This window comes from Pedobacter sp. 01N416 (assembly GCF_056399685.1).
In genome coordinates this window covers 1-23,317 of the sequence record NZ_JBFTRT010000009.1, presented here as the reverse complement: position 1 = coordinate 23,317, position 23,317 = coordinate 1, and the positions used below count along the sequence as shown (strand labels likewise).

Below are 23,317 nucleotides of genomic sequence, written 5' to 3'. Positions count from 1 at the left end.
CATGATAGTAGAACTAACAACAGAAGAGCAATCCGAAATCAATGGTGGATTTGGATTAGTACCTTTAATATTTATTGCAGCTGTAGCTTATGGGTACTGGGATGAATCTACAAAGCACAAATAATCGTTTACTGAAGCAAGTTTTCACTTAATTCTGTATATTTACGAGTAAACTATCTATAATATAAGATGCATTTGTATGGATAGTATTTGAAAGAGAATTGTTTTTAAAAATTTTATCAAATATTTATGAATAAATACAATAATAAGTCAGAATATAAGATTTTGTTGGTAGTTGCAATAATTACATTTATTTGTTTCGCAACATGGCAAAAAGGTGAAGATTATGGTAGAAAAATGTATTATTCTTTTTTACATAATAAGTAAATTGAACAATAATAGATTTTTGAGTACCAGATAACTTTTATACCTACTGTAAAGGTTAATTAATCAATGGGTAATTTATATAGTTACCCATTGATTTTTGGGTATAAATCTATAACTGATATAATTTAATACTATGGATTACTGGATTGCTCAATAAAAAAAGAAGACAGACTTTATTTGTTTGTACTATTTCTTATCGCTCTGTCTTAATTTTTGCTGGTTATTTTTCGGTAAAGAGCTAGGCAGTTTTATGTTATGAAAATGATCTTTAACTAGTCTTATGAATAAAATCTGAGGGAAGAACCTATAAAAAAGATTCTTACAATTAACTTTCGTTAAAGCAATATGAATAACAATTCAGAAAAAAAATAAAAACACTATCTACAATATGGGGTATTATTTTATCTGTTCTAGTCTTAGGTGAAATAATAGAATCTTTTGGACTTAGTGTTGCTAAAGATTCAAATCTCCATAAGAAGGAAATAAGTAATGCTCAGACCACAATATCACTATGAAAATACTTGAAAATAATTGGGTTAAGTTCATCTTGTTTTTACTATTATTTAGTACCATGGTGGTTGCATATAAAATTGGCAGAAATGATGGAAACCCTGATGGTAAAAATGTAGGTGTTGATTTGTCTAAATAACGTTAATCACCTTAAATTAATCTAAACTGCAATTTGAGCAAAAACAAGTTGTGTTTAATTAAATATGAAATAAATTAATTCCTAGAAAGCAAGGTACGCTTGAAATATCGAGAACCGATAATGCATATTGATGTATCTATCGGTTTTTTTATTTTCTAAAGATTAAAAACAGTTTCATCCCTACAATCCCCCTTTTCGTGTATCTTTTTTCTTGTATAATTTAATAATTACAAACTTGGCCTTAACCAGCCAATTGATGATTATGCCTTTTATAGAAGACGCCAATTTTGAAGATAATTCCATCATTTTTTTACACCATACCAAGGTACGGACACAAATTATTTATTCTGCCACCATACTATTCATTATTGCGGCTTTAGCTGCCCTACCTTTTATTTATACAACAGTAAGCGTTAAGGGGAATGGTTCTTTGCAGAGTAATATCGAAAGAACAGAACTGCTGGCACCTGTGGCTGGGAAAATTACCCTGATTAATTTAACCGATAACAAAAAAATAAAAAAAGGACAACTCCTTTTAAATATAGACCCTACTATACCTGAAACACAAAATTTGATTTTGAATAATCGTTCTGGTGAATTAAAAAATTTATTAAATGATGCGCTCCTCGTTTTAAAACTGGTCGACTTAAGCAATGCAGGGACACCTGCATTGCAAACCGGCCTGTATGCGGCAAGCTGGCAACAATATGCGGAGCAGATTCAGAATGCACTAAATGCACGCGAACAGGCCTACAAAATTTATAAAAGGTATGAAACATTGTATACCAAAAAGGTTGTTACCGAAGCAGAGTATGAGCAATATAAGTTTAATTACGATCAGGCACTTTCTGATTTTAATCTGGTGGCTAAAAAGTACAAAACACAATGGCAAACAGAATCTAATCAATATAGAAAAGAATTAAAAGATCTTGATGGTCAGAAAATCCAGCTAACCGAGCAGGAGAAATTATATCATTTAACCGCAGGGGTATCCGGAACGGTGCAAAATCTATCAGGTTTACAATTGGGTTCGTTTATTACCGCCAATCAGAAAATTGGCGAGATATCGCCAGATAGTGCTTTGCTGGCCATCTGTTATATTAAACCTGCTGATATCGGTTTAATTAAAGCTGGCCAAGCCGTCAGGTTTCAGATCGATGCTTTTAACTATAACCAATGGGGTTTGCTTGCCGGTTTAGTAGCCGATATTTCTGACGATATTATATTGATTAACCAAAGCCCTTATTTTAAAGTGAAGTGTAAATTAGACAAGGATTATTTAAAGTTAAAAAACGGTTATAAAGGGCAGGTAAAAAAGGGGATGACCTTTAACGCGCACTTTACTATTGCAAAACGAAACTTGTATCAATTGCTTTATGATAAAGTTGACGATTGGTTAAATCCAAATGGAGTTAAAAGCTAAAAGACCAAAGCAGAAAATTTTCAAATCTCACATCACCAGTCTCAAATCTCACATCTTCCTTCTAATGTCTACACTAATAAAACAACGCGATATTACCGATTGTGGCGCCGCTTGTTTGGCATCTATAGCTGCATTTTATAAATTAAAGATGCCCGTTGCGCGCATCCGCCAATTGGCCAGCACCGATCAAAAAGGAACCAATGTTTTAGGTTTGATAGAAGCGGCCAACAAACTGGGTTTTGAAGCAAAAGGGGTAAAGGGTAATTTAGATAGTCTTTCTAAAATTCCATTGCCAGCCATTGCGCATGTGGTGGTAAAGAAGCAATTGCAGCATTATGTAGTTATTTATAAAGTAACCGATAAATACATTGAAGTAATGGACCCGGGTGACGGGAAAATACACCGCAAAACTATTGACGAATTTACAAGTGAATGGACAGGTGTACTGGTTCTGTTGTTACCTGATGAGGGTTTTAAGCAAGGCAATGAAAAGGTTGATACCAGAAGCCGTTTTTGGAACCTGATTAAACCGCATAAAAGTATTGTAACGCAGGCACTTTTTGGTGCTTTAATTTATACCATTCTTGGACTATCTACCTCAGTTTTTGTTCAAAAAATAACCGACCATGTTCTGGTAGAAGGTAATCGGAACCTGCTTAATTTAATGAGCTTAATGATGGTGGCCATTTTAGCGCTACAATTATTTATTGGAACGGCTAAAACTATTTTTACAATCCGCACCGGCCAGCAGATAGATGTCCGATTGATATTGGGCTACTACAAACACCTCTTAAAACTGCCTCAGCAGTTTTTCGATACCATGCGGGTGGGCGAAATTATCTCGAGGGTAAACGATGCCGTTAAAATAAGGGCTTTTATAAACGATGTTTCCATTAACCTGGTTGTAAACGGCTTTATTGTTGTATTCTCTTTTATTTTAATGTTCAGTTACTATTGGAAACTCGCCTTAATGATGTTGGCTGTAATTCCATTGTATTTATTGATTTATTTCATCAGCAATAAACTGAACAAGAAAATGCAGCGCAAGTTGATGGAGGAATCGGCCAAGTTGGAATCGCAATTGGTTGAGGGCTTAAATAATGTAGCCACAATTAAAAGATTTGGCCTTGAAAGGTTTACCAACGAAAAAACAGAAACTCATTTTATTGGCCTGCTCAGAACAATTTATAAATCAGGATTAAACTCAGTTTTTTCTGGAACATCAACCGAGGTTATTGCCCGTATGCTCACTATCATCTTGCTTTGGGTGGGTGCAGGTTATGTTTTAGATGGCGAAATTACCCCTGGGGAATTATTTTCTTTCTATACGCTTATTGGTTACTTTACTGGCCCGGCTACTTCCTTAATTGGAGCAAATAAATCTATCCAGGATGCCATAATCGCCTCTGATCGTTTATTCGAAATTATGGACYTGGAGATTGAACAAAATTCATCGAGTATTTTCCTTACGAAAGAATTAATGGGCGATATCAGGTTTGAACATGTAGCCTTTAGATATGGCAGTCGTGTAAATGTGTTTGAAGATCTAAACCTAAAAATTAAGGCTGGAAGTTTTACTGCAATTGTAGGGGAGAGCGGATCTGGGAAGTCTACCTTAATGTCGTTACTTCAAAATATTTATCCCATACAATCGGGCAATATTTTTATTGGTAATCATGCGCTTAAGTATTTGAACAATGCCTCTTTAAGAAATTTATTAAGCGTTGTGCCGCAAAAAATTGACCTTTTTGCAGGAAATGTAATCGAAAATATTGCCATTGGCGATTATGAACCAAATATGCAACAGATTATTAGTATTTGTACACAACTGGGGATTATCAATTTTATTGAAGCTTTGCCAGAAGGTTTTCAGACATATTTAGGTGAAAACGGAGCCTCTTTATCAGGCGGGCAAAAACAAAGGATCGCCATAGCAAGGGCACTGTACCGCAATCCTGAAATTTTAATTCTGGATGAAGCCACTTCTTCTCTGGATTCGGCTTCGGAGCAGTATGTGCAGCGAACAATAGACTTGTTGAGGATGCAAAAGAAAACAATCATCATCATTGCGCATCGGTTACCTACGATTAGAAAAGCTGATCAGATTATTGTATTAGATAAAGGAAAGGTTGTAGAAGAGGGAAGCCATACAGAAATGATGATGGCAAATGGCCATTACGCCAATTTATGGAAACAGCAATTTGGTGATGATGACTTAACGAGCTTAATGATACCCTCTTTCTATAAGAGTTGACAACTTTTCTTGCCTCCTTGCTAGTAAGTTGTCAACTCTGGAATTAATACACCAAAGCCAAATATTGTCCATGGTGACTCACACAACCTGGTTTAGTGCATTTATAATCACCTGGATGATTTGGTGATTCGTAAATGGTTACTTTAATTTCTTCTAGCTCACTAGAAACAGGGGCAGCAATGGTATGGATGTATTGTAGCTGTATATCGCTTTTAGTGAAATATGTATCGTTATCTATACTTACTGTGCCTTTTACCTGATCGGCGTTTGGATAAATAATGCAGTTTAAACTTTTAGGGGCGAAATTTCTGATTCCGGTTTTACGGTTATAAATTTTATAAGCCGATTCTTTCATACTCCATAACAGCCATACCATTTCATCAGGTCTTTTTGCTGATGAAATCAGTAACTGTTCTTCGGCGGTGAAAATTTTATCGAGATAATTTTTACGCCTCCAGTTACTTTGGATTTTAGCCAGATCCAGATCAACGATATCGTTACCCAGCATGCGCTTCCAGTTTTTGAGCTATAATTTCGGTGGTCGCTTTTACTGTAAGCATTTTAGCCATCGAATCGTTGTCTATTTCGATATTGAATTTCTCTTCAATATCTAAAACAATATCAACCAGGTTGGCCGAATTTATTTTTAAATCGTTTATAAAATCGGTGTTTTCGTCAATATGTGCCAAGGCTGATACCTCCTCGCTGTAAGGTTCAACAATTGTTTTTAAGGCTTCGATGATCTCTTCTTTATTCATGGGTATATTTTTTAAAAATAATGCAGGCGTTAATATCACCAAAACCAAAACTGGCTTTAGCTAAGATATTAATTGGTTGTTGAATTAAAGTTTGTGGAATGCATTTCGCATCAATTAAAGCGGTAATCTCGGGACTTAGGTCTTCGCAATTAATATTGGGAAAAATAAATCCTTCTGAAAGCTCAAGCATTGAGGCCACGCATTCTATGCTCCCAGATGCTACAATACAGTGGCCAATCATACCTTTTACAGAATTGATATACGGAAAATCATCGGCAGGTAGTTGTAGTGCTGCTTTCCAGTTTTCTATTTCCAGGGCATCTTTGGTTGTTGCGGTAAGATGGCCATTAATCACATCGATTTCCTGAGCTTCAATACCCGCATTTTTTAATGCTGTTTGGATACATCGCTGTACAGCGGTAGGATTTGGCGCAGTCATAGTACCTGAGCCCCGCTGACCGCCAGAATTGACATGGCCGCCGAGCACTTCGCCATATATCTTGGCTTTTCTAGCCATTGCACTTTCGAGCGATTCTAATACCAAAGCACCTGCGCCGCTTCCAGGTACAAAGCCACTTGCCGTTTCGCTCATAGGGCGGCTACCTTTTTCCGGTTCATCATTGTGTTTAAAGGTGCAAACTTTCATGGCATCAAAACCGCCCCAGATATAAGGGCCGCTATCGCTTGTACTTCCTGCTAACATTCTTGTAGCCTGACCTGTCTTAATTCTTTCGTAAGCTAGCAATATACTTTCTGCTCCTGTTGCACAGGCAGATGAGTTGGTGCTTACCTGATTACCTAAGCCGAGCTTGCCGCTGATAAATGCACTTACGCCGCTGGCCATGGTTTGTATCACTACAGAACTTCCCAGTTTTTTGATTTCAAGCGCATCTATTTTATTAATTGCCCATCTGAATTTATCTATACCCGAAGTGCCTGCTCCGAAAATAGTACCGCTATCCCAGTCGGGCTCTTCATTGTTTTCGATGGTTAAGCCCGCATCTTTCCAGGCATCCAAACCAGCAATAACACCATATATAATTCCTGAACTGTTTAGGTTTCGTAATTCAAGAGGCGTAAAATATTGGCTGATCCGCTCTTCGCTAAGTACTGGCTTGCCTGCTATCTGACAAGAGAAGTTTAAGGCTTCCAGATCGGGCTGATGGCGGATGCCAGAAAGCCCTTTTTTTATGGCATCCGAAAACTCATCAATGGTAGTGCCATTGGGTGCGCATACGCCTAAACCGGTAATTACGACTCTGTTACCCATTTTTTTTTGATATTAACATGCCCGAAATGCTGCCTTTGCAAATCATTTCGCCTGCTGCATTTTCCATTTTTACTTTGCAACTCAGTTTATTAAACCTAAAATAAATTTTCTCACTCGTTACCGTAACCTGCTCACCAGGGTAAACCGGTTTTAGAAAGTCAATAGTGTTTGACGTCATGGCGATGGATATATTTTGATCAATTTCTTTTAAAAGGTAAATGCCTAAACAGACCAATCCAATCTGCGCCATGGTTTCGGTGAGGATCACTGCCGGCGTTACCGGATGGTCTTTAAAATGCCCCTCATAAAATGGAAGGTTTTCAGGATAGGTATATGTCCCGATTACGCCGTTTTCGTCAACATGCAGCAACTCATCAACAAATAGAAAAGATTTGCCGTAAGGGAGTTTAGCTAGGATCTCTTTTTTCATTAGTGATTAGTTGAAGGATTACCATTGTAAAAGTATGCGCTGTGCCGAAAATCCAGGACCAAAACTTAACATCAGTCCTTTTTCCCCAGGCATTGGCTTTTTATCCATAATCCGTTCTAAAACATAGAGAACTGTTGCGCTGCTCATGTTTCCATAAAGCCTTAAAACTTCTTTCGTTTCGTCTATATTTTTGCCAAGCCGGCCAAATAATTCTTCAACAATCTGGATAATCTTTTTTCCACCCGGATGAAAGATTAAATGGTTTATATTATTAATATCGAGGCCATTTTTGGAAAGAAAAGGATGAATAATATCTGGGAAATGATTGGCAATGGTTTCTGGAACTGCTACATCCAGTACCATTTGGAGTCCGGTATTGGTAAGTTTAAATCCCATCATCTCCTCTGCATCATAAAAATGGTACATTTCTTCAGCTAAAATTTCTGGGCCACTATCTTCTTCATTCGAACTTAACAGTACACAGGCGGCACCATCGCCAAATATTGCTGCACTTACAATGTTGGCCATCGAAAAATCATTTAATTGAAAAGTTGCCGTTGGTGATTCTACCGCAACAACTGCGGCCCGTTTACCGGGATTTGCTTTCAGGAAATTCTTAGCATAAATCATGCCTGATACACCAGCGGCACAGCCCATTTCAGTAACCGGCAGGCGCACGATATCCTGGCGGAGTTTAAGTAAGTTGATCAGATAAGCATCTAAAGAAGGGATCATGATACCGGTGCAGCTCACCGTAATGATGTAGTCTAAATCCTGAGCCTGCCAGTTGGCTTTTTCGAGTGCGGTTTCCAAACATTTGGCACCCAGCTTTATCCCTTCTCTTACATAAATGTTGTTTCGCTCCTCAAAACTTAAATCACTAAAAACCGCTTCGGGCGACATGATCGAGTATCTTTTATCTACCGCGGCGCTTTCAAAAATCTTTTTTACCTTTCGGATAAAGCGATCATCCTGATCTTTTAGCCAAATATCTAAAAATGTTAAAATTTCAGCGGTTGACCTCCAAAATTCGGGTAAGGCTTTACTTACAGCTTTTACGGTTACGCTCATATTGTTTTAATTATCCATTGATAGCGGAAAGCCCATTTCCATTTTATTGAACTCGATTTTAGCTTTAATTGTTTGGTGTATTGAAGCAAATCTGCTCTTTTAAACCCGCGCAGAATTGATACCAGTCCATCTTCTCTCGACATATCATTTAAACGGAACACATAACACAAAGCCTTAAACAGGTAATATGCTAGTGCACTTCTTTGCAGGTCGTTGATCACAATGCCCATTTTGGCCGATCTTTTAAAATTTTCCAATAAATCAATAATCTCTTCATCTTTAAAATGATGTAGTGTTAGGGTGCAGAGCATAATATCGCAAGGCTCTGTTTTACTTAAATCATCAAAAATATCGCAGCAGGTGTAGGTGATATTCGGGTAGTTTTTAGATAAACTTTGCGCATGATTTATAGTGTATCTATTGCCATCTATCCCTTTTAAAATAAAATGTAAACCTTGTTTATTTGCATAATCTGCCAAAGTGCGCAACATATCTCCATTTCCACAACCAATATCAGTAATACGAATAACCTCGTCCTTTGGTTTGCTGGTGATTAAGCTCTTAACTCCTTCTAGTGTAACTTTATTACCACCAAGGAGCTGATTGATGCTGGCTATTTTATCCAGTGCATCGCGTAATATCTCACCTTCCATAGCAAAGTCATCCATAATCTCCGGTGCTGTGCTTCTATATGTGGTATCTACTGGCATTTATTATAAAATCTTGATCGGTTTACCATGTGTCTGTTTAATTATTTTATGGAGAAGAAAGGGCATTTTAGTCAACGCACTCATGGCCAAACTTTCGAATTTATTGTTCCTAAGCAAAGACGATAATACGCTGCCCACTTTTAAGCGGCTTTTGAATTCCTTGTTCCAGTGTAAAGTATAAGTTTTTTCCAATGCTGCACGCGAATTAATTTTTCCCTCCATTCTTTGATGCAAAAGTTCTGAAACAATTTTGGCACTGTGGATGGCCATGGCCATGCCATTGCCACAAAGTGGATGAATTAATCCGGCAGTATCGCCAATCATTAAAATATGGTTATACACAGGTTCTTTAGTTTCGAAAGAAATCTGACTGATGGTTAATGGTGCATCGAATAAACAGGTAGCATTTTCGAAAATAGTTTTCAAATGTCTATTTTTATAGAGTGCGTTTTCCTGGAAGGCAAGCAGGTTTTTGTGTTTTTTGAAACGCTCATAGTTAGCTAGGTAACAGATATTCAATCGGTCATTTTCAACCTTCGAAACGCCACAATAGCCACCTTCAAAATTATGAAGGCTTACCAGGTTATTGGGAAAATCGGCTTTGTAATGGGCTTTAACTGCCAGGTATGGTGATTGTTTATTGATGAAATTCCGGTTTAGCTTAACATCAATTGCTGACCTTTTTCCATAAGCGCCAATAACGTAAGCTGCAACAAAAGCGTGGTTTGTGGTTGTTACTGTAAACTGATTATTGGCAAAGTTAATCTGTAAAACGCGATCATGAATTACGTTTATTTTTCTCCTGATCAGTTCGGTATAGAGATAATGATCGATGGTGTATCTGCTTAAACCAAAGCCGCCAAGGGGTAATTTAGTTTTTATGCTTTTGCCAGAAAGGGAAGTGAAAAGCAGTTCGCTTATTAATGTGGGTGCCAGATTTTCAATATCCAGACCGAGCCATTCAAAATAAGGGAGCACCTCATTCGAAATATATTCGCCGCAAACTTTATGGTGAGGATAGGTGTCTTTTTCGATCAACGTAACATTTAAACCCGCCTTATTCAAGTGAAGTGCAGCTGTTAAACCTGCCAATCCACCACCAATAATTAAAATTTCTGTTTCGGCCCGCATATGATAAGATGGAAATCTAAGATAACATTTAAAATTCGGGTTTGTTCCATTTAAGCTTCTTTAACCACTGAGATCATGGAGAGAAAAACAAAGAGGGCACCGAGTTGGGGGGCAATGTGCTGTCCGAACAAGGTGCTGTCAGATGTTACCATCTGACAGTTTCGTTTGCGCTCGTTTCCAAACGAGCACAGAAATAGTTATACGATTCCATCGTTTAAAACGACAAAATGAGGTTGTATCATAAATATAGAATTGTCATCCTGAGCCTGTCGAAGGACCTATTTAAATGCCCTTCAAAGCATTTCGACAAGCTCAACGTGACAAGGTCGAATGGAATCAGAACTTATGGATACAGCCTCATTTATCTATCGCTTCTTTCTTCCATATTTAAATCGGTATCAAAAGGGCTTTTTGTAAATGGATAAATGGATTGTTTAACAAAACCTTTCGGATATGAAGCTTCATGTACACCTGTTCCGGCGGGCCATTCTTTGCCAGGTAAATAATAGGTGCCAAACATCATATCAATAAAGGGAAATATAGAGGCGAAGTTATGGCCATAATATTTAGGGTCTTCGCAATGGTGCCAATGGTGATATTGGGGCGTAGTAAAAATGTATTTTAACGGACCAAAATTAATCCTGGTGTTGGCATGGATGAGTACCGCATGTATCGCAATAAATATAATGTACACATTGAAAACGGTAGATGAAAAGCCCAAAACATAAAGTGGGATAAAAGTCATTGCCCTGGTGAAAAATATATCAATAAAATGGGTACGGCTTCCAGCCAGCCAATCCATATTTTGTGTTGAATGGTGTATGGAATGGAAACGCCATAAGGATACCCGGGTATGGAAAAAACGATGTGCCCAGTATTGAAACAAATCGGTACTGAAAAAAGCCAAAAACAAGGCCACTATAAATGGGAGACCCTGTACCCAGGTGTGCAATTTATCTAAACCTATCCAACCGAAAAATAATACGGCAGGTTTTTGGGTTACAATGCCAAAAAACTGAATAAATAGGTGACTGATTACAAAATAGGTTAAATCGGTACGCCATTCTTCATGGAATTTGGTTTGCTCATTATTTTTTGGAAAAAACAATTCTAAAGGGACAAAAATGGCAACCATTAATAGAAGATCTAAAATCATCCAATCAAGGCCAAAATGCCAGCCCGATTTGGCTACATCTCTACCTTCTACACTCAAAGCACCCAATATTACAGCTAAAGCACCGAGTGCAAAGCCTGGCCAGGCCCATTTTAGTTTTTTACTGAGGATTAAACTTAACAGTGAAAAGAAGAATGCTGCAATAACGCCTCCAAGCATTAGGGCTTCCATACTGTTTTTTGTGTAAATTTCGCGGAATTCGGGCGTGGTTAACTTTTCTGGATAATGAAAACAGAGAATGCCAAATAAGGCCAATACGGCTAAAAAAATAGAAATATATCCACTAATCTGGCCTTGGCCCACTACTAATCTTTTGTTCGGAGACATTAAAATATGTTTTGGTAGATAACAATGATAATAAAAAAAGATAAAATATGGTCGAATAACTTTTGCTAATTGGTTAACTGACTATAAATGCTCTTGTCCAAACAAGTGTTGAAATAGTTATGCGATTTATCCTTTGTAAACGATGATTGTTTCTTTTAGAAGGTTCAAAACCTTTAATAGTAGCACGGTTGCTTCTAATTAAACGGGATTGCAGTGATACACTTTTGTTTTTCTTCAAACCAAAAGGTTTAGCGGAAAGCCCGACTATCATTAATTATAGTACTGACACTGCTTTTCTAAAAAATCTTTAAAAATTTAGCTTTCTAGTTTGCAATTATGCTCATTAACATAAATTCTGACAAACCATTCATCTAGTTAACGGTTGCTTAACTGGGCCATGCCTTTCTTTTTTAAATAATCAGTATTTTTGAAACCACGATATGCTACTGAACTATCTACGCCTTTTACTGCTTCCTTTTTCGATCATTTATGGAATGGCTATTCTTCTCCGTAAAAAACTTTATGATTGGGGATTGATGCGATCTGTAAAGTTCGATTTGCCGGTAATCTGTGTAGGCAATTTAGCCGTTGGYGGATCAGGCAAAACACCAACAACAGAATATTTAGTGAAGTTGCTGGCTGGTTATAAAATCGCCATACTAAGTAGGGGATATGGCCGGAAAACGAAAGGTTTTATTGTTGCCGATGGCGCTGCGACGGCCGAAACGATAGGAGATKAGCCATTACAGTACCATCAAAAATTTACAGGTATTACCGTTGCTGTTTGCGAAGACCGTGTAAATGGGATTAAGCAATTAAAAGAGAATCATGATTTAGTAATCCTTGATGATGCCTTTCAGCACCGCGCGGTAAGGGCAGGTTTTAATATTGTGCTTTTCGAGTTTAGAAAGTTGGGTACTTTACAGTTTTTGTTGCCGGCGGGAAATTTAAGAGATGTTTTCTCCTCGCGTAAAAGGGCCGATATATTATTGGTCACAAAATCACCGGTTCCTTTGTTACATGTTGCCCAGCAAGCCGCTATAAATGAACTGCAGCCAAATGCCAATCAACCAGTATTACATTCTTATCTCAAGTATGGCCATCTTATCCATTTATACCGTAACGAAAATCGCACGCTCGAGTCGATTAGAGATTTCGAAATTTTCCTACTCACCGGAATTGCAAATCCAGCTCCATTAATAGAAGAGCTTGAAAAATATACTAAAACCATTAAACACGAAGAATTTCGGGATCATTATGCTTTTAAAAATGATGATATTAAGAAGTTTAAATCGTTTTTTTTGGCAGGGACTAAAAAAGATAAAATCATTATCACAACAGAAAAGGATAGCAAGCGTTTAAGAGCTACCGGATTTGAAGATTTACTGGTAGATTTACCTGTATATTATTTACCCATAGAGGTTGAATTATTTGAAGAAGATAAGATTACCTTTGACGAACTCATTTTAAACTATGTTAAGAGCAATAGAAGAAACCGTTGAATATATAAAACGTAAAACAGAGAACTTTAAGCCAGAAATAGGGATTATTTTAGGTACTGGCTTGGGTGGCTTGGTAAAAGAAATCGAAGTTGAGCATCAATTGATGTATTCTAATATTCCAAATTTTCCAATTTCTACTTTAGAATTTCATAGTGGGAAACTGATTTTTGGAACATTGAACGGAAAGAAAATTATTGCCATGCAAGGGCGCCTACATTATTATGAAGGTTACAGCATGCAACAGATCACCTTCCCGGTTAGGGTAATGAAAGGTTTGGGTATAGAAAACTTAATTGTATCTAATGCTGCGGGCTCGTTAAATCCTGAGTTTAAAAAGGGCGATTTAATGATTATAGACGATCATATTAATCTGCAGCCTGATAACCCATTGCGTGGTTTAATCGAAAGTGAATTAGGGCCCCGTTTCCCGGATATGAGCCAGCCCTATAAACGCGATATCATAGCTAAAGCGCTGGAAATAGCTAAAGATGTAGATATTAACTGTCATAAAGGGGTATACGTTGCCGTTTCCGGACCGAATTTAGAAACCAAAGCTGAGTATAAATATCTGCGTTTAATTGGCGCTGATGCCGTTGGTATGAGTACCGTGCCTGAGGTTATTGTGGCCAATCACGCTGGTTTACCTGTTTTTGCCATCTCCGTGTTAACGGATGAGGGTTTTCCGGAAGATCTGCAACCTTTTAATTTAGAAGAAATTTTAGCAGCAGCCGCCAAAGCCGAGCCTAAAATGACGGAGATTTTAACCCGCTTAATTTCTGAACTATAAGATGCATAAAGTCGTTAAAATCTGTTTTTTTCTCTTACTGCTGTTAGGCATTAACAAAACCTTTGCACAAGATTTAAAAACAAGTGTTGGTACCAACAAAGAATTGGATTCTGTYCGGAAGAAACTAGACTCGGGGAAGGATTCTGTCGTTTTTACCGCAAAATATATCAGGTTTACCAAGCTGTCATTAACTAAAGACAGTATTGTGTTGCTGCCTTTAGATACCTCAACTACCAATATCCAGAATTACAGCCCGCTTTTACAGCCCTTGCACCCAACCATAAACAATGGTAATATGGGCTTGGCAGCAAGGCCATTATTATACGAGCCAAGTAAAAGGATTGGCTTTGACGCAGGATTTCATTCACTTGATTATTACGCTTTAACGCCTGAAGATATTATTTACTATCAGGCCAGAACCCCTTTTACCAGCTTGTATTTTGTTAGTGCCGGACAAAAAGAGCAGCTTTTTAGAGCCATCCACACACAGAATATAAAAAAAAACTGGAATGTTGGGGTTAATTTTAACCGTGGAGATTCCAGAGGCTTTTACGCCAGACAACGTGGCGATAATTTGAATGTTGCCGTATTTTCATGGTATCAATCGCCAAGCAAACGTTACAATATGTGGGCATCGGCAATTTTTAATACCATGCGTGCCTACGAGAATGGCTCTACCGTAGCTACAGGTTTATTCGACCCTGATTATGCCAAAATTGCAAGAGAGGCAGAACCGGTAAATTTATCAGACTCAAGAAATTTGTACCGTAAAAACACCGTTTTCTTAAAGCAAACTTATTATGTAGGAAGGATAGATACCTCTGCAAATGTTAACAATGCTGTTTTACCAACCAACAAGGTTTCGTATACGTTTGAGTATAATAACGACAGCTTCGATTTTTACAAAAATGGAACGGATGTTAATCATGTACTGCCTCCTGGAATTGCGAGCACAATATTTACGAATGATTCGACCCATGTAAAACATATCAAAAATGAATTTATTTATAGTTTCTTTTTAAGACCAAAAAATAGTTCGGTTATAAAAAATGAACTGAAGGTTGATGCGGGGATTAAACACGATTATTATAAACACGAATATCTTGGTATAAAACAAGATGCAACCAATTACGAGCGCAGTAGGTTTGCTTATCAAAACATTACCATTTTAGGTGCAGCGGGCTACCGGTTCTCTAATAATATCGATTTCAATTTAGATGTACAGCAAATTTTGCAAGGTGAAAATGCAGGCGATTACTTATATGAGGCAAAAAGTAAAATACTTTTAGGTAAAACTATAGGAAGGATCGAGTTGGGTGCTTATGTACAAAACCAATCGCCAGCGGCTATTTTTAATTACTATCATGGCAACCATTACCAATGGACAAACAGCGATTTTAAGAACACTAAAATTGCCAATATATCATTTAACTATATCAATGATAAGTATGGTTTTACTGCCGGAGCCAAATATTTCTTAACCAGTAACTATGTTTATTTTGCCGCCGACCATACCGATGGTACAACTGCCATTTTACCAAAACAGGCTTCTGCCGATATTAGCTTAATCAGGTTGGATGTATCAAAGAAATCGAGGTTTGGTAAGTTTGTGATGGAAAATTATATCGCTTATCAAAAAACAGATAAAAATGCAGTGTTAAGAACACCTGAACTTTATACTTATAACAGTATTTATTTTGATAATACTTTTTTTAAAGTATTAAAGGCTAATGTGGGATTTGATGTAAGGTACAATTCTGAATATGCAAACTACTTATATTCACCTGCAACAGCGCAGTTTTATATTGATGAGCGCAATCCAACAAACCTGGCTTCAAAACCAGTAATTGATGTCTTTTTTAAAGCAAATTTAAAAAGGGCCAATATTTTTGTTAAATATGATTTTGTAAATCAGGGTTTATTCCAGCCGGGTTATTACACTGTAAACAGGTACCCCATGCAAGATGCCCTATTAAAATTTGGGGTAAGCTGGAACTTTTACGACTAAATAATAAAGCATAAAAAAGCCTCCCGATTTAATAATCCGGGAGGCTTTTGCTTTAAGGCCTTTCGCTTAGAAAGAATAACCAACTGAGAAACCTAACACGCGGTTAGTTAATTTATTGGTATTAGCCTGTCTGTCTTTCGGAGTCAAATCTGTTAAACCTAAGCCATAGTTAGCACCTACTAAAAATCCTGAATTTGTGCGGTACGCTAAACCAAAGTTTGCACCAAATTCGGTACTGTTATAATTTTTATCGCTGGCACTACCAAACGATAGGTCTCTATCATTAGAAGTCGTAACAGTAGCACTGGTATTGTTGGAGTTGTTCACTGTTGTAACCGTGTTTTCTCCTTTGTCTTTACCTGAAATGTTAAAACCGATATACGGACCAGCACTGATCTGAACCGCGCCGGCATCACCAGTAGGAATTCTGAATACTGCATTTACGGGTACCTCAATCGCCATTAAATTGGTTTTAATAGAAGAGGTGGTCGTAATGGTATTGTTTCCTGCGGTTGCTGTATTTACGGATTCAAATTTATTACCCTTGTTCTGTAATGATACGCCTGGTTGAATGAAGAAATTATTTCCTACACCAAAATCACCAAATGCGGTCACATTGAAGCCAACATTGTTTTTTGCATTATCATTAAAATTATTGGCTGCGGCATCATCGCCACCAGCGTGAAACTTTGAAAGGTTAACGCCAGCTTTTATTCCAAAGCGAGCAGTTTCACTAGTCATTTTTGTTTGTGCAAATGCACCTGTTGCTAATAATAAAACTGAAGCGCTTAATAATAACTTTTTCATAATATTTTTCTTTTAGAAGAATCTTGTTTAAAAATTTCAGGCTTAAACCTGCTGTTAATTACAAGCCTCAATTCCAAAAGCTGTGCCAAAGTATCAAGTGTGTTACAAAAGAGTGTGTAATGTATTGGTTTTCAGTATGCTTTTTGCGGTATTTAAGTGTGGCTATGATGCAAATCAGAAATGCCGTTAAGCATAATTTACTGTATAGATAACAGGAATATAGCGTAGGGGTTACAATTTTTTAAACGGGAAAGAAATAATACCAAAAGCTAAATCTCTTATAAATTATGTTTTTTGTGGTTTCTTTTTCGCGGCCGGAAAAAGAACATTATTTAAGATCAAACGATAGCCAGGTGAATTAGGGTGTAGATTTAAATCTGTTGGCGGATCGCCTACAGCATGTTGATAATCTTCCGGATCGTGCCCGCCATAAAAAGTAAACTGACCTTTGCCAATTTCTCCATGTAAATACCTTACCTCTGCAGCACCTTTATTTTCACCCAAAACAGTTACACTTGTTTTAACTAAACTCTTTCTGAAAGCTGTGGTTTGCCCCATAAAACCTTTAATCACCTTATCATGATCTTGGGTAAGCATGGTTGGAACAAGATCCCATTTGGCCGAAAAATCGAATAAAGTAAAGTAATCGTTGGTTTGGTTCAGTGTACGGGTTTGAGTAGCGTCGATATCCGAAAATTCATAGTTCATTGGGTTGTTATCTAACTTGAAATTCTGGAAGGCTAAGGTTTTATTAAAATCCAGTTTACTTTGTGCATTTGGATCTGCAGCATCACCATCAAACATTTGAGCGCAAATATCTACCCCATCAGCAGCAAGAGCAATGTCGAAACTATCAGTGCCTGAGCACATTGCAAATAAAAAGCCTCCACCAGCACAATATTCTTTAATGTGTTTGGCAACGGCTAATTTCATTTCAGAAACCTTTTTATAACCCATGCGCTTAGCTAGGGTTTCCTGGTTTTTAACATCTTCCTGGTACCAGGTTGCATACCTGAAATTAGCCCAGAAACGGCCATACTGCCCGGTAAAATCTTCATGGTGCAAGTGTAGCCAATCGTATTTGCTCAATTTATCCTGTAAAATATCATCATCATAAATTACATCGTACGGGATTTCGGCGTAGGTTAAAACGAGTGTAACGGCATCATCCCAGGGTAATTTGCTTTTTGGAGAGTAAACCGCAATTTTTGGTGTTTTCTCCAGCTTAACCATCTCCATATTCACCGCAGGATCGCTGATTTCGTTTAAAAGGTTGGTTACCTTTCCATCGGCCATTACTTCGTATGATACGCCACGGATTTTAAGCTCGTCTTCAACTGTTTTATTGTATTTAATTAAAAAACTTCCGCCGCGATAGTTTAAAAGCCAGTCAACCTCTAGTTGTTTGCTGATTGTCCAATAGGCAATACCATATGCTTTAAGGTGGTTCTTTTGGTCTTCATCCATGTAAATTAACAAAGAAGAAGCCCTTAGCCTATACAATTTTGTTTTTTTTGCCCTCTACTAAAAAAATACGATTGTTTTTTAGGTGAGTAAAATTTAAAATTAGTACCGATATTGATATGAGTAAAGCAATAATAAAAACAGAAAAAGGCGAAATGACTGTAGAATTCTACGATAATGATGCGCCGAAAGCCGTTGCAAACTTTAAAAAATTAGCTAAAGAAGGCTTTTATGATGGTGTAACTTTTCACCGTGTAATTCCTAACTTTATGGTTCAGGGCGGATGCCCAAATTCAAAAGACCCGGCTAAAGCACATTTAGCAGGTACTGGTGGCCCAGGTTACAAAATTGATTGCGAACTGGACGGAGAAAATCAATATCACGATCGTGGTGTTTTATCTATGGCTCACGCTGGCCGCAATACTGGTGGTTCACAGTTTTTTATTTGCCACAGCAGAACAAATACCGCTCACTTAGACCGTAACCATACTTGTTTTGGTAAAGTAGTTGAGAATGTAGACCTTGTAGATGATATTCGCCAAGGTGATAAAATTTTAAACATAGAAGTTTTAGAAGATTAGTGCGCAATGGGTTTGGCGATAAGCGTTTAAAGCGCTAATACCAATTGCTCAATATTGAGGTTTTAAAACATTAGAAAACGCGATGCGTTTGGCGGTGAGCGTATTACAACGCTAAACTCCAAACACTAACCGCTAAACACACATAATATGAATTTAAGAGGAATTGTTGCCGTATCTGGCAGACCGGGTTTATTTAAACTGGTTGGACAAAATAAAGTAGGTTACATTTTAGAAGGCTTAGATGCTCAAAAAACTAAAGTTGTTGCCAACATCACCAACACAAAATTAGCTTCGTTAGAAGATATTACCGTGTATGGCGAAGATGAGGAAATTAAATTGGCAGATATTTTTGCTAAAATTTCAGCAAAAGGATCTACTCCGGATTTGAAAGGCGATTTACGCGCTTATTTCCTTGAAGTAGCACCAGGTCACGATCAAGAGAAAGTTTATGCTTCTGATATGAAGAAAATTATCACTTGGTATAACTTATTAAAAGACCTGCCATTGTTTACTGAAGAAACTCCGGAAACTCCGGGTACACCAGCAGAGGTTAAGTTATCAGAAGAAAAAGCAGCTTCAGATAAAAAACAAAAAGCTACAGGATCTAAAGCATCAGCAAGTGCTAAAGCAACTACTAAAACTTCAGCACCAGCTAAAAAAGCAAGTATGACCAGTAAAAAAGGCGTTTAAGCTTTATTTACCCAAATTATAGCGAACACCAGGCAATTTGTCTGGTGTTTTTTTGTGGGGTTAATCGAAGAAATAATAAAGCAAAGCTATAATAACCAATGATGCAATAATGCTGATCCATAGGTATTTATTGTTGCCGTTCTGATTGCTTTTATATCTGTATTCCCGTTTATATTTATCTAATAGCATAATTTCTTTTATTTAATGATGATTTTTATTCGCCTTTTCCATAGCTCATTCACATTGTCCATCTCTAAGCGTGATGATAAGGTTCTCCTTTTAAAATGCTAAATCCCCGGTAAAGCTGCTCTACAAAAAACAATCTGATCATTTGATGAGAAAAGGTCATGTCAGACAGCGAAATTAATCCGTTTGCCCTTTTGTAAATGGTTTCATCAAATCCATAAGGCCCGCCAATAATAAAAATTAAATGCTGTATACTACCAACCATCTGTTTATTTAAGTAGTTTGAAAATTCTACGGATGAATATTTTTTTCCTTTTTCATCTAATAAAATAACAACATCGCCATTGTTAATTTGTTTATGCAGCAACGCTGCTTCTTTTGTCTTTTGCTGGGCCTCGCTTAGGTTTTTAACATTCTTTACATCTGGCAAAGCCACAAAACTAAAGTTAATATAGTGCTTTAAACGGTTGATGTATTTATCAATTCCTTCAATTAGATATTTATCTTCTGTTTTGCCAATGGCGATCAGTGTAATCTTCATTTAATATTTTGCCTATCTTTAGAATTTCGAGATTCAAACTTAGAGAAAATTGTAACAAAAAAGACAATCTATCGATCTTATACCTTCGAAAATATATACACCGAAGCGATATCATGTTAAAACAACAAGCAGAAATAATAGCCGATTACGATCAAAAAATTAAACAGGTTACCACTGATATAGCAGAGACCAAAAAAATAATCGATCAACTTTCTTTCATCCGGATAGGCCTTTTTCTAGCCGAAATTTTATTTTTTGTTCTACTATTACGTTCTGCGGATGATGGATTACGCACATTAATTCAGCTTGCATTATTGGTGCCAATTATTGCCTTTGCCTTTATTGTACGGAGGCAAAGTAAGCTAGACCGCGAAATCGATTTTAAAAAGCAACTCTTGTGGGTTTATCAGAATGAATGGAATGTTTTAAACGGAACAGCGAATGGTTACGATCACGGTAAGGCTTTCGAATCCGAACTGCATCCCTATACTTCCGATCTTGATATTTTTGGAAATGCATCTCTGTTTGCACTGATCAACCGTTGTAGTACCAAAAGCGGAAATAACCTCCTGGCTAAAAAATTCGCAGAGAAACCGACCAGAGATAAGATATTACTCCGCCAGGAAGCCATAAAAGAAGTAACAGATAAGATAGCAGAAACTTATAGTTTCAGGGCTAATCTGCATGGTTACGACCCCGATAAAATAGAGCAGATTAAAATACAGCTTAAACACCAATTGGGTGCACAATTGGAATTTGTAAAGAGTAGTTTTTTGAGGTTTTATGTAAAGCTGGTGCCTTATATTGCTGTTGGTTTAATTTTGGCGGCACTTCTTATTAGCGCTGCTTTTTGGAAAATACTGGCACTTCTATTTGTAATCCACACGGGATGGAATGTTTTATTGGGCTCAAAAATTAACAAGGTTTTTTACACCTTTGGTGGAAGTTCAAATCTGTTAAACGGTTATGCCAGCGCTATTTTATGGACAGAGAATCAAAACTGGCAAAGTTCATACACCTTAAGTTTATTAGATTCAAAAATCCCGGTAAGCAAAGAAATTAAGGGCCTATCTAAAATTATCCAGAATTTTGATGCCAGGCTAAATATCCTGGTTGGTGGTATATTGAACGCACTTTTACTTTGGGATTTAAAGTGCTGCATCAGTTTAGATATTTGGTATAAATCTTCATCAGAGGATGTGATTTCGGCCCTTGACCATTTAGGCGATTTTGAAGAGCTGATATCATTGGCCACAACAGCCTATAATCAGCCAGATTGGGTTTTTCCGGTAGTAGCCGATCAATTTGCATTGGCCACCACCCATATTGGCCATCCGCTTATTAACCAGCAGGTTCGGGTGGATAACGATTTTCATTTAGAAGCAAAACCAACTGTAGATATTGTAACGGGTTCTAACATGGCCGGCAAAAGCACTTTTCTACGTACTTTGGGTATTAATATGATATTGGCTTACACTGGTGCACCGGTTTGTGCGAAAACCATGCAATTGTCGGTTTTTTCGATCAATACTTATATGCGGATTAAAGATTCGCTGAACGAAAGTACCTCAACTTTTAAGGCAGAGTTAAACCGCCTGAAAATGATTTTAGATAATGTAGTTAAAGACAAAGATACTTTTGTATTGATTGACGAAATGCTGCGTGGTACAAACAGTAGGGATAAATATTTGGGCTCGAAGGTTTTTATACAAAAGCTGATTAGCGAAAAAACACCTGCGCTTTTTGCTACACACGATTTGCAACTGGCAGATCTGATTATCGATCACCCCGAAACCGTCCGTAATTTCCATTTTGATATCCAGATCACCGAAGGTGAAATGAAATTTGATTATTTACTAAAACACGGACCATGTAAGACTTTTAATGCAGCTATTTTGCTAAAGGAAATTGGTTTAACCTTAGATTAATTTTTAATAAATTCCATGGTGTTGGATATGGCTATTTTCGTGGTGTCAGATGTTACCATCTGACACATAAGAGGTTTAAATGATAATTATAAATAAATATTCTGGCAGATGGTAACATCCTACTGCACATCTAACATCCTGCTGCCCACAAAAAAAAACATCAATTAAACCTATTATCACGGTATTGTTTCGGCGAAATGCCCATGATACTTGAAAAGAGCCTGCTAAAATAATAAGGATCGTTAATGCCGACTTTTTGTGCAATTTCGTTAATCCGCAGGTTGGTGAACAATAAATACTGTGTTGTTTTCTGAATTTTGAGCTGGTTAAAATAATCGATAGGTGAGGTTCCGGTTTTCTTTTTAAAAATGGCCGATAAATAGGAAGGTGAAAGGTAAACAGCCAGTGCCATTTCCTTTAAACTAAGCATCTTTTCAATATTTTTCCGCATAAAATCTATAACCTCTTCAACTTTATCAGGTTCCATAATTTTATCGTTAACGAGATGTTTATCGGTATAAACAACTTCAGCAATGTATTGGTGAAAACATAAATTGGCATAAATTATATTTTCTCTACTAAAACCTCTTTCTAATCGGTTGTAAATCGTATCGAACAACATATTCCGTTCTTCACTAAAACCCGCATAAGCCTTATAATTCTGTAACGAAGCAACCAATTGATCAGCACCGGTTCCCGAAAAATGGAACCAATAAATAGTCCATGGTAACGCTGGGTCGGCTTGGTAAGTATGTGCTGTTTCTTTCGGAATAATAATAAAATTACCTGCTTCAATATGATAATTAGTATCCTGAAATTCTACGTTTCCCTTTCCTTCTACGCAATAAATCAAAATATGCTGATCTGAACCATTATTTCTTTTTATATAGTGATTCAATGCCTTACGGTAATAACCAATATCGGTAATAAATAAATTGTTTATGATTTCATTTTTAGTGCACTGTTTTATAAGTACATTCTTGGGAATGATAAAGGCTTTTTGAAAATCAAAACTATTTTTCTGTCCTACTTGGCGTTTCTCCATTGTGATTCTTAATAAAAAGTAAGATAATCCATTTTTTGAGCAAGTTAATACATTTTTGTATTTTATTTTTTTCTTGATCTTTGGTTTAAGGGAAGCGAAATCTTAGCGATTTAGTCTAATAGTCGCTTCTACTGTAATTTTTGATAAATGTTTAGCTTAATTTAACTTTGTATACAGGTTGAGTGATCTAAAAA

General features: G+C 37.0%; 22 protein-coding genes. 9 read left to right on the top strand and 13 right to left on the bottom strand.

Translation table 11 applies throughout. The annotated features are described in order from the left end of the window. The first annotated feature begins 1 nt into the window (after position 1). The 3 genes from AC1DND_RS01175 (at position 2) to AC1DND_RS01165 (ending at position 4,713) form a co-directional block, all read left to right on the top strand. Entirely contained in the window at positions 2 to 124 is a 123-nt protein-coding gene (locus AC1DND_RS01175; RefSeq protein ID WP_477578411.1) for a hypothetical protein, read from the top strand. A 1,147-nt stretch (positions 125 to 1,271) separates the two neighbouring features. After that, on the top strand, positions 1,272 to 2,459 hold the full coding sequence (locus AC1DND_RS01170; protein WP_477578410.1) for an HlyD family secretion protein: 1,188 nt from the start codon (positions 1,272 to 1,274) through the stop codon (positions 2,457 to 2,459). Positions 2,460 to 2,523: 64 nt separating this feature from the next. Next, positions 2,524 to 4,713, top strand: coding sequence for a peptidase domain-containing ABC transporter (locus tag AC1DND_RS01165; protein WP_477578408.1), 2,190 nt, complete (start codon positions 2,524 to 2,526; stop codon positions 4,711 to 4,713). Between the two features lie 43 nt (positions 4,714 to 4,756). Here AC1DND_RS01165 and AC1DND_RS01160 read toward each other — a convergent pair whose 3' ends face one another. The 8 genes from AC1DND_RS01160 to AC1DND_RS01125 form a co-directional block, all read right to left on the bottom strand. After that, positions 4,757 to 5,221: a 4'-phosphopantetheinyl transferase family protein gene (locus tag AC1DND_RS01160; protein ID WP_477578406.1), complete on the bottom strand. Its 465-nt coding sequence runs from the start codon at positions 5,219 to 5,221 to the stop codon at positions 4,757 to 4,759. Beyond that, positions 5,211 to 5,471, bottom strand: a complete 261-nt coding sequence (locus AC1DND_RS01155; RefSeq protein WP_477578404.1) for an acyl carrier protein — start codon at positions 5,469 to 5,471, stop codon at positions 5,211 to 5,213. The genes AC1DND_RS01160 and AC1DND_RS01155 overlap by 11 nt, the downstream gene beginning before the upstream one ends. Further along, positions 5,464 to 6,741: a beta-ketoacyl-[acyl-carrier-protein] synthase family protein gene (locus AC1DND_RS01150; RefSeq protein ID WP_477578402.1), complete on the bottom strand. Its 1,278-nt coding sequence runs from the start codon at positions 6,739 to 6,741 to the stop codon at positions 5,464 to 5,466. The genes AC1DND_RS01155 and AC1DND_RS01150 overlap by 8 nt, the downstream gene beginning before the upstream one ends. Beyond that, positions 6,734 to 7,171 (bottom strand): 3-hydroxyacyl-ACP dehydratase FabZ family protein, encoded by a 438-nt coding sequence (locus tag AC1DND_RS01145; protein ID WP_477578400.1) that lies wholly within the window; start codon positions 7,169 to 7,171, stop codon positions 6,734 to 6,736. The genes AC1DND_RS01150 and AC1DND_RS01145 overlap by 8 nt, the downstream gene beginning before the upstream one ends. 18 nt (positions 7,172 to 7,189) lie before the next feature. Next, positions 7,190 to 8,242, bottom strand: coding sequence for a type III polyketide synthase (locus AC1DND_RS01140; protein ID WP_477578398.1), 1,053 nt, complete (start codon positions 8,240 to 8,242; stop codon positions 7,190 to 7,192). Next, positions 8,239 to 8,952 (bottom strand): methyltransferase domain-containing protein, encoded by a 714-nt coding sequence (locus AC1DND_RS01135; protein WP_477578397.1) that lies wholly within the window; start codon positions 8,950 to 8,952, stop codon positions 8,239 to 8,241. Before AC1DND_RS01135 ends, AC1DND_RS01140 begins: the two co-directional genes overlap by 4 nt. Positions 8,953 to 8,955: 3 nt before the next feature. Next, positions 8,956 to 10,083: an NAD(P)/FAD-dependent oxidoreductase gene (locus tag AC1DND_RS01130; RefSeq protein WP_477578396.1), complete on the bottom strand. Its 1,128-nt coding sequence runs from the start codon at positions 10,081 to 10,083 to the stop codon at positions 8,956 to 8,958. 361 nt (positions 10,084 to 10,444) lie between these two features. Beyond that, complete coding sequence (locus tag AC1DND_RS01125) at positions 10,445 to 11,584, bottom strand: sterol desaturase family protein (RefSeq protein WP_215125443.1); 1,140 nt, start codon at positions 11,582 to 11,584, stop codon at positions 10,445 to 10,447. A gap of 440 nt (positions 11,585 to 12,024) precedes the next feature. Here AC1DND_RS01125 and lpxK point away from each other — a divergent pair, with 440 nt between their 5' ends. Genes lpxK through AC1DND_RS01110 form a run of 3 tightly spaced genes read left to right on the top strand, consistent with a single transcriptional unit; the run spans position 12,025 to position 15,881 of the window. After that, positions 12,025 to 13,086: a tetraacyldisaccharide 4'-kinase gene (lpxK, locus tag AC1DND_RS01120; protein WP_477578395.1), complete on the top strand. Its 1,062-nt coding sequence runs from the start codon at positions 12,025 to 12,027 to the stop codon at positions 13,084 to 13,086. Further along, on the top strand, positions 13,058 to 13,873 hold the full coding sequence (locus AC1DND_RS01115) for a purine-nucleoside phosphorylase (protein ID WP_029275454.1): 816 nt from the start codon (positions 13,058 to 13,060) through the stop codon (positions 13,871 to 13,873). Before lpxK ends, AC1DND_RS01115 begins: the two co-directional genes overlap by 29 nt. Position 13,874: 1 nt before the next feature. Continuing rightward, positions 13,875 to 15,881 carry a putative porin gene (locus AC1DND_RS01110; RefSeq protein WP_477578393.1) on the top strand — a complete coding sequence of 669 codons (2,007 nt, stop codon included), beginning with the start codon at positions 13,875 to 13,877 and terminating at the stop codon, positions 15,879 to 15,881. A 66-nt stretch (positions 15,882 to 15,947) separates the two neighbouring features. Here AC1DND_RS01110 and AC1DND_RS01105 read toward each other — a convergent pair whose 3' ends face one another. Together AC1DND_RS01105 and AC1DND_RS01100 are read right to left on the bottom strand one after the other, a co-directional pair. Next, positions 15,948 to 16,688, bottom strand: a complete 741-nt coding sequence (locus AC1DND_RS01105) for an outer membrane beta-barrel protein (protein WP_477578391.1) — start codon at positions 16,686 to 16,688, stop codon at positions 15,948 to 15,950. A 285-nt stretch (positions 16,689 to 16,973) separates the two neighbouring features. Further along, the gene (locus AC1DND_RS01100; RefSeq protein ID WP_108198204.1) at positions 16,974 to 18,155 is read right to left on the bottom strand and encodes an asparagine synthetase B; all 1,182 of its coding nucleotides are present in this window, start codon (positions 18,153 to 18,155) and stop codon (positions 16,974 to 16,976) included. Between the two features lie 116 nt (positions 18,156 to 18,271). On the opposite strand from AC1DND_RS01100, the gene AC1DND_RS01095 reads away from it, so the two are divergent. After that, on the top strand, positions 18,272 to 18,733 hold the full coding sequence (locus AC1DND_RS01095; protein ID WP_029275450.1) for a peptidylprolyl isomerase: 462 nt from the start codon (positions 18,272 to 18,274) through the stop codon (positions 18,731 to 18,733). Between the two features lie 147 nt (positions 18,734 to 18,880). Further along, positions 18,881 to 19,423 (top strand): DUF5606 family protein, encoded by a 543-nt coding sequence (locus AC1DND_RS01090; RefSeq protein WP_057932097.1) that lies wholly within the window; start codon positions 18,881 to 18,883, stop codon positions 19,421 to 19,423. A 60-nt stretch (positions 19,424 to 19,483) separates the two neighbouring features. Here the strand turns inward: AC1DND_RS01090 and AC1DND_RS01085 are convergent, their stop codons facing one another. Continuing rightward, positions 19,484 to 19,612 (bottom strand): hypothetical protein, encoded by a 129-nt coding sequence (locus tag AC1DND_RS01085; protein WP_256449212.1) that lies wholly within the window; start codon positions 19,610 to 19,612, stop codon positions 19,484 to 19,486. A gap of 64 nt (positions 19,613 to 19,676) precedes the next feature. Continuing rightward, positions 19,677 to 20,150 carry a 23S rRNA (pseudouridine(1915)-N(3))-methyltransferase RlmH gene (gene rlmH, locus AC1DND_RS01080; protein ID WP_477578389.1) on the bottom strand — a complete coding sequence of 158 codons (474 nt, stop codon included), beginning with the start codon at positions 20,148 to 20,150 and terminating at the stop codon, positions 19,677 to 19,679. Positions 20,151 to 20,263: 113 nt separating this feature from the next. Here rlmH and AC1DND_RS01075 point away from each other — a divergent pair, with 113 nt between their 5' ends. Beyond that, positions 20,264 to 22,078, top strand: coding sequence for a MutS-related protein (locus AC1DND_RS01075; RefSeq protein ID WP_477578387.1), 1,815 nt, complete (start codon positions 20,264 to 20,266; stop codon positions 22,076 to 22,078). A 160-nt stretch (positions 22,079 to 22,238) separates the two neighbouring features. Here the strand turns inward: AC1DND_RS01075 and AC1DND_RS01070 are convergent, their stop codons facing one another. Next, positions 22,239 to 23,123: an AraC family transcriptional regulator gene (locus AC1DND_RS01070; RefSeq protein ID WP_477578385.1), complete on the bottom strand. Its 885-nt coding sequence runs from the start codon at positions 23,121 to 23,123 to the stop codon at positions 22,239 to 22,241. Positions 23,124 to 23,317 lie beyond the last annotated feature (194 nt).

What these genes read in the sequence shown, in the direction of transcription:
- AC1DND_RS01175 (WP_477578411.1), top strand. Translation starts at nt 2, where the DNA reads ATGATAGTAGAACTAACAACAGAAGAGCAATCCGAAATCAATGGTGGA.
- AC1DND_RS01130 (WP_477578396.1), bottom strand. Translation starts at nt 10,083, where the DNA reads ATGCGGGCCGAAACAGAAATTTTAATTATTGGTGGTGGATTGGCAGGT.
- AC1DND_RS01125 (WP_215125443.1), bottom strand. Translation starts at nt 11,584, where the DNA reads ATGTCTCCGAACAAAAGATTAGTAGTGGGCCAAGGCCAGATTAGTGGA.
- AC1DND_RS01135 (WP_477578397.1), bottom strand. Translation starts at nt 8,952, where the DNA reads ATGCCAGTAGATACCACATATAGAAGCACAGCACCGGAGATTATGGAT.
- AC1DND_RS01150 (WP_477578402.1), bottom strand. Translation starts at nt 6,741, where the DNA reads ATGGGTAACAGAGTCGTAATTACCGGTTTAGGCGTATGCGCACCCAAT.
- AC1DND_RS01070 (WP_477578385.1), bottom strand. Translation starts at nt 23,123, where the DNA reads ATGGAGAAACGCCAAGTAGGACAGAAAAATAGTTTTGATTTTCAAAAA.
- AC1DND_RS01095 (WP_029275450.1), top strand. Translation starts at nt 18,272, where the DNA reads ATGAGTAAAGCAATAATAAAAACAGAAAAAGGCGAAATGACTGTAGAA.
- AC1DND_RS01115 (WP_029275454.1), top strand. Translation starts at nt 13,058, where the DNA reads ATGTTAAGAGCAATAGAAGAAACCGTTGAATATATAAAACGTAAAACA.
- AC1DND_RS01160 (WP_477578406.1), bottom strand. Translation starts at nt 5,221, where the DNA reads ATGCTGGGTAACGATATCGTTGATCTGGATCTGGCTAAAATCCAAAGT.
- AC1DND_RS01090 (WP_057932097.1), top strand. Translation starts at nt 18,881, where the DNA reads ATGAATTTAAGAGGAATTGTTGCCGTATCTGGCAGACCGGGTTTATTT.
- AC1DND_RS01075 (WP_477578387.1), top strand. Translation starts at nt 20,264, where the DNA reads ATGTTAAAACAACAAGCAGAAATAATAGCCGATTACGATCAAAAAATT.
- AC1DND_RS01105 (WP_477578391.1), bottom strand. Translation starts at nt 16,688, where the DNA reads ATGAAAAAGTTATTATTAAGCGCTTCAGTTTTATTATTAGCAACAGGT.
- AC1DND_RS01085 (WP_256449212.1), bottom strand. Translation starts at nt 19,612, where the DNA reads ATGCTATTAGATAAATATAAACGGGAATACAGATATAAAAGCAATCAG.
- AC1DND_RS01140 (WP_477578398.1), bottom strand. Translation starts at nt 8,242, where the DNA reads ATGAGCGTAACCGTAAAAGCTGTAAGTAAAGCCTTACCCGAATTTTGG.
- AC1DND_RS01145 (WP_477578400.1), bottom strand. Translation starts at nt 7,171, where the DNA reads ATGAAAAAAGAGATCCTAGCTAAACTCCCTTACGGCAAATCTTTTCTA.
- AC1DND_RS01155 (WP_477578404.1), bottom strand. Translation starts at nt 5,471, where the DNA reads ATGAATAAAGAAGAGATCATCGAAGCCTTAAAAACAATTGTTGAACCT.
- AC1DND_RS01100 (WP_108198204.1), bottom strand. Translation starts at nt 18,155, where the DNA reads ATGGATGAAGACCAAAAGAACCACCTTAAAGCATATGGTATTGCCTAT.
- rlmH (WP_477578389.1), bottom strand. Translation starts at nt 20,150, where the DNA reads ATGAAGATTACACTGATCGCCATTGGCAAAACAGAAGATAAATATCTA.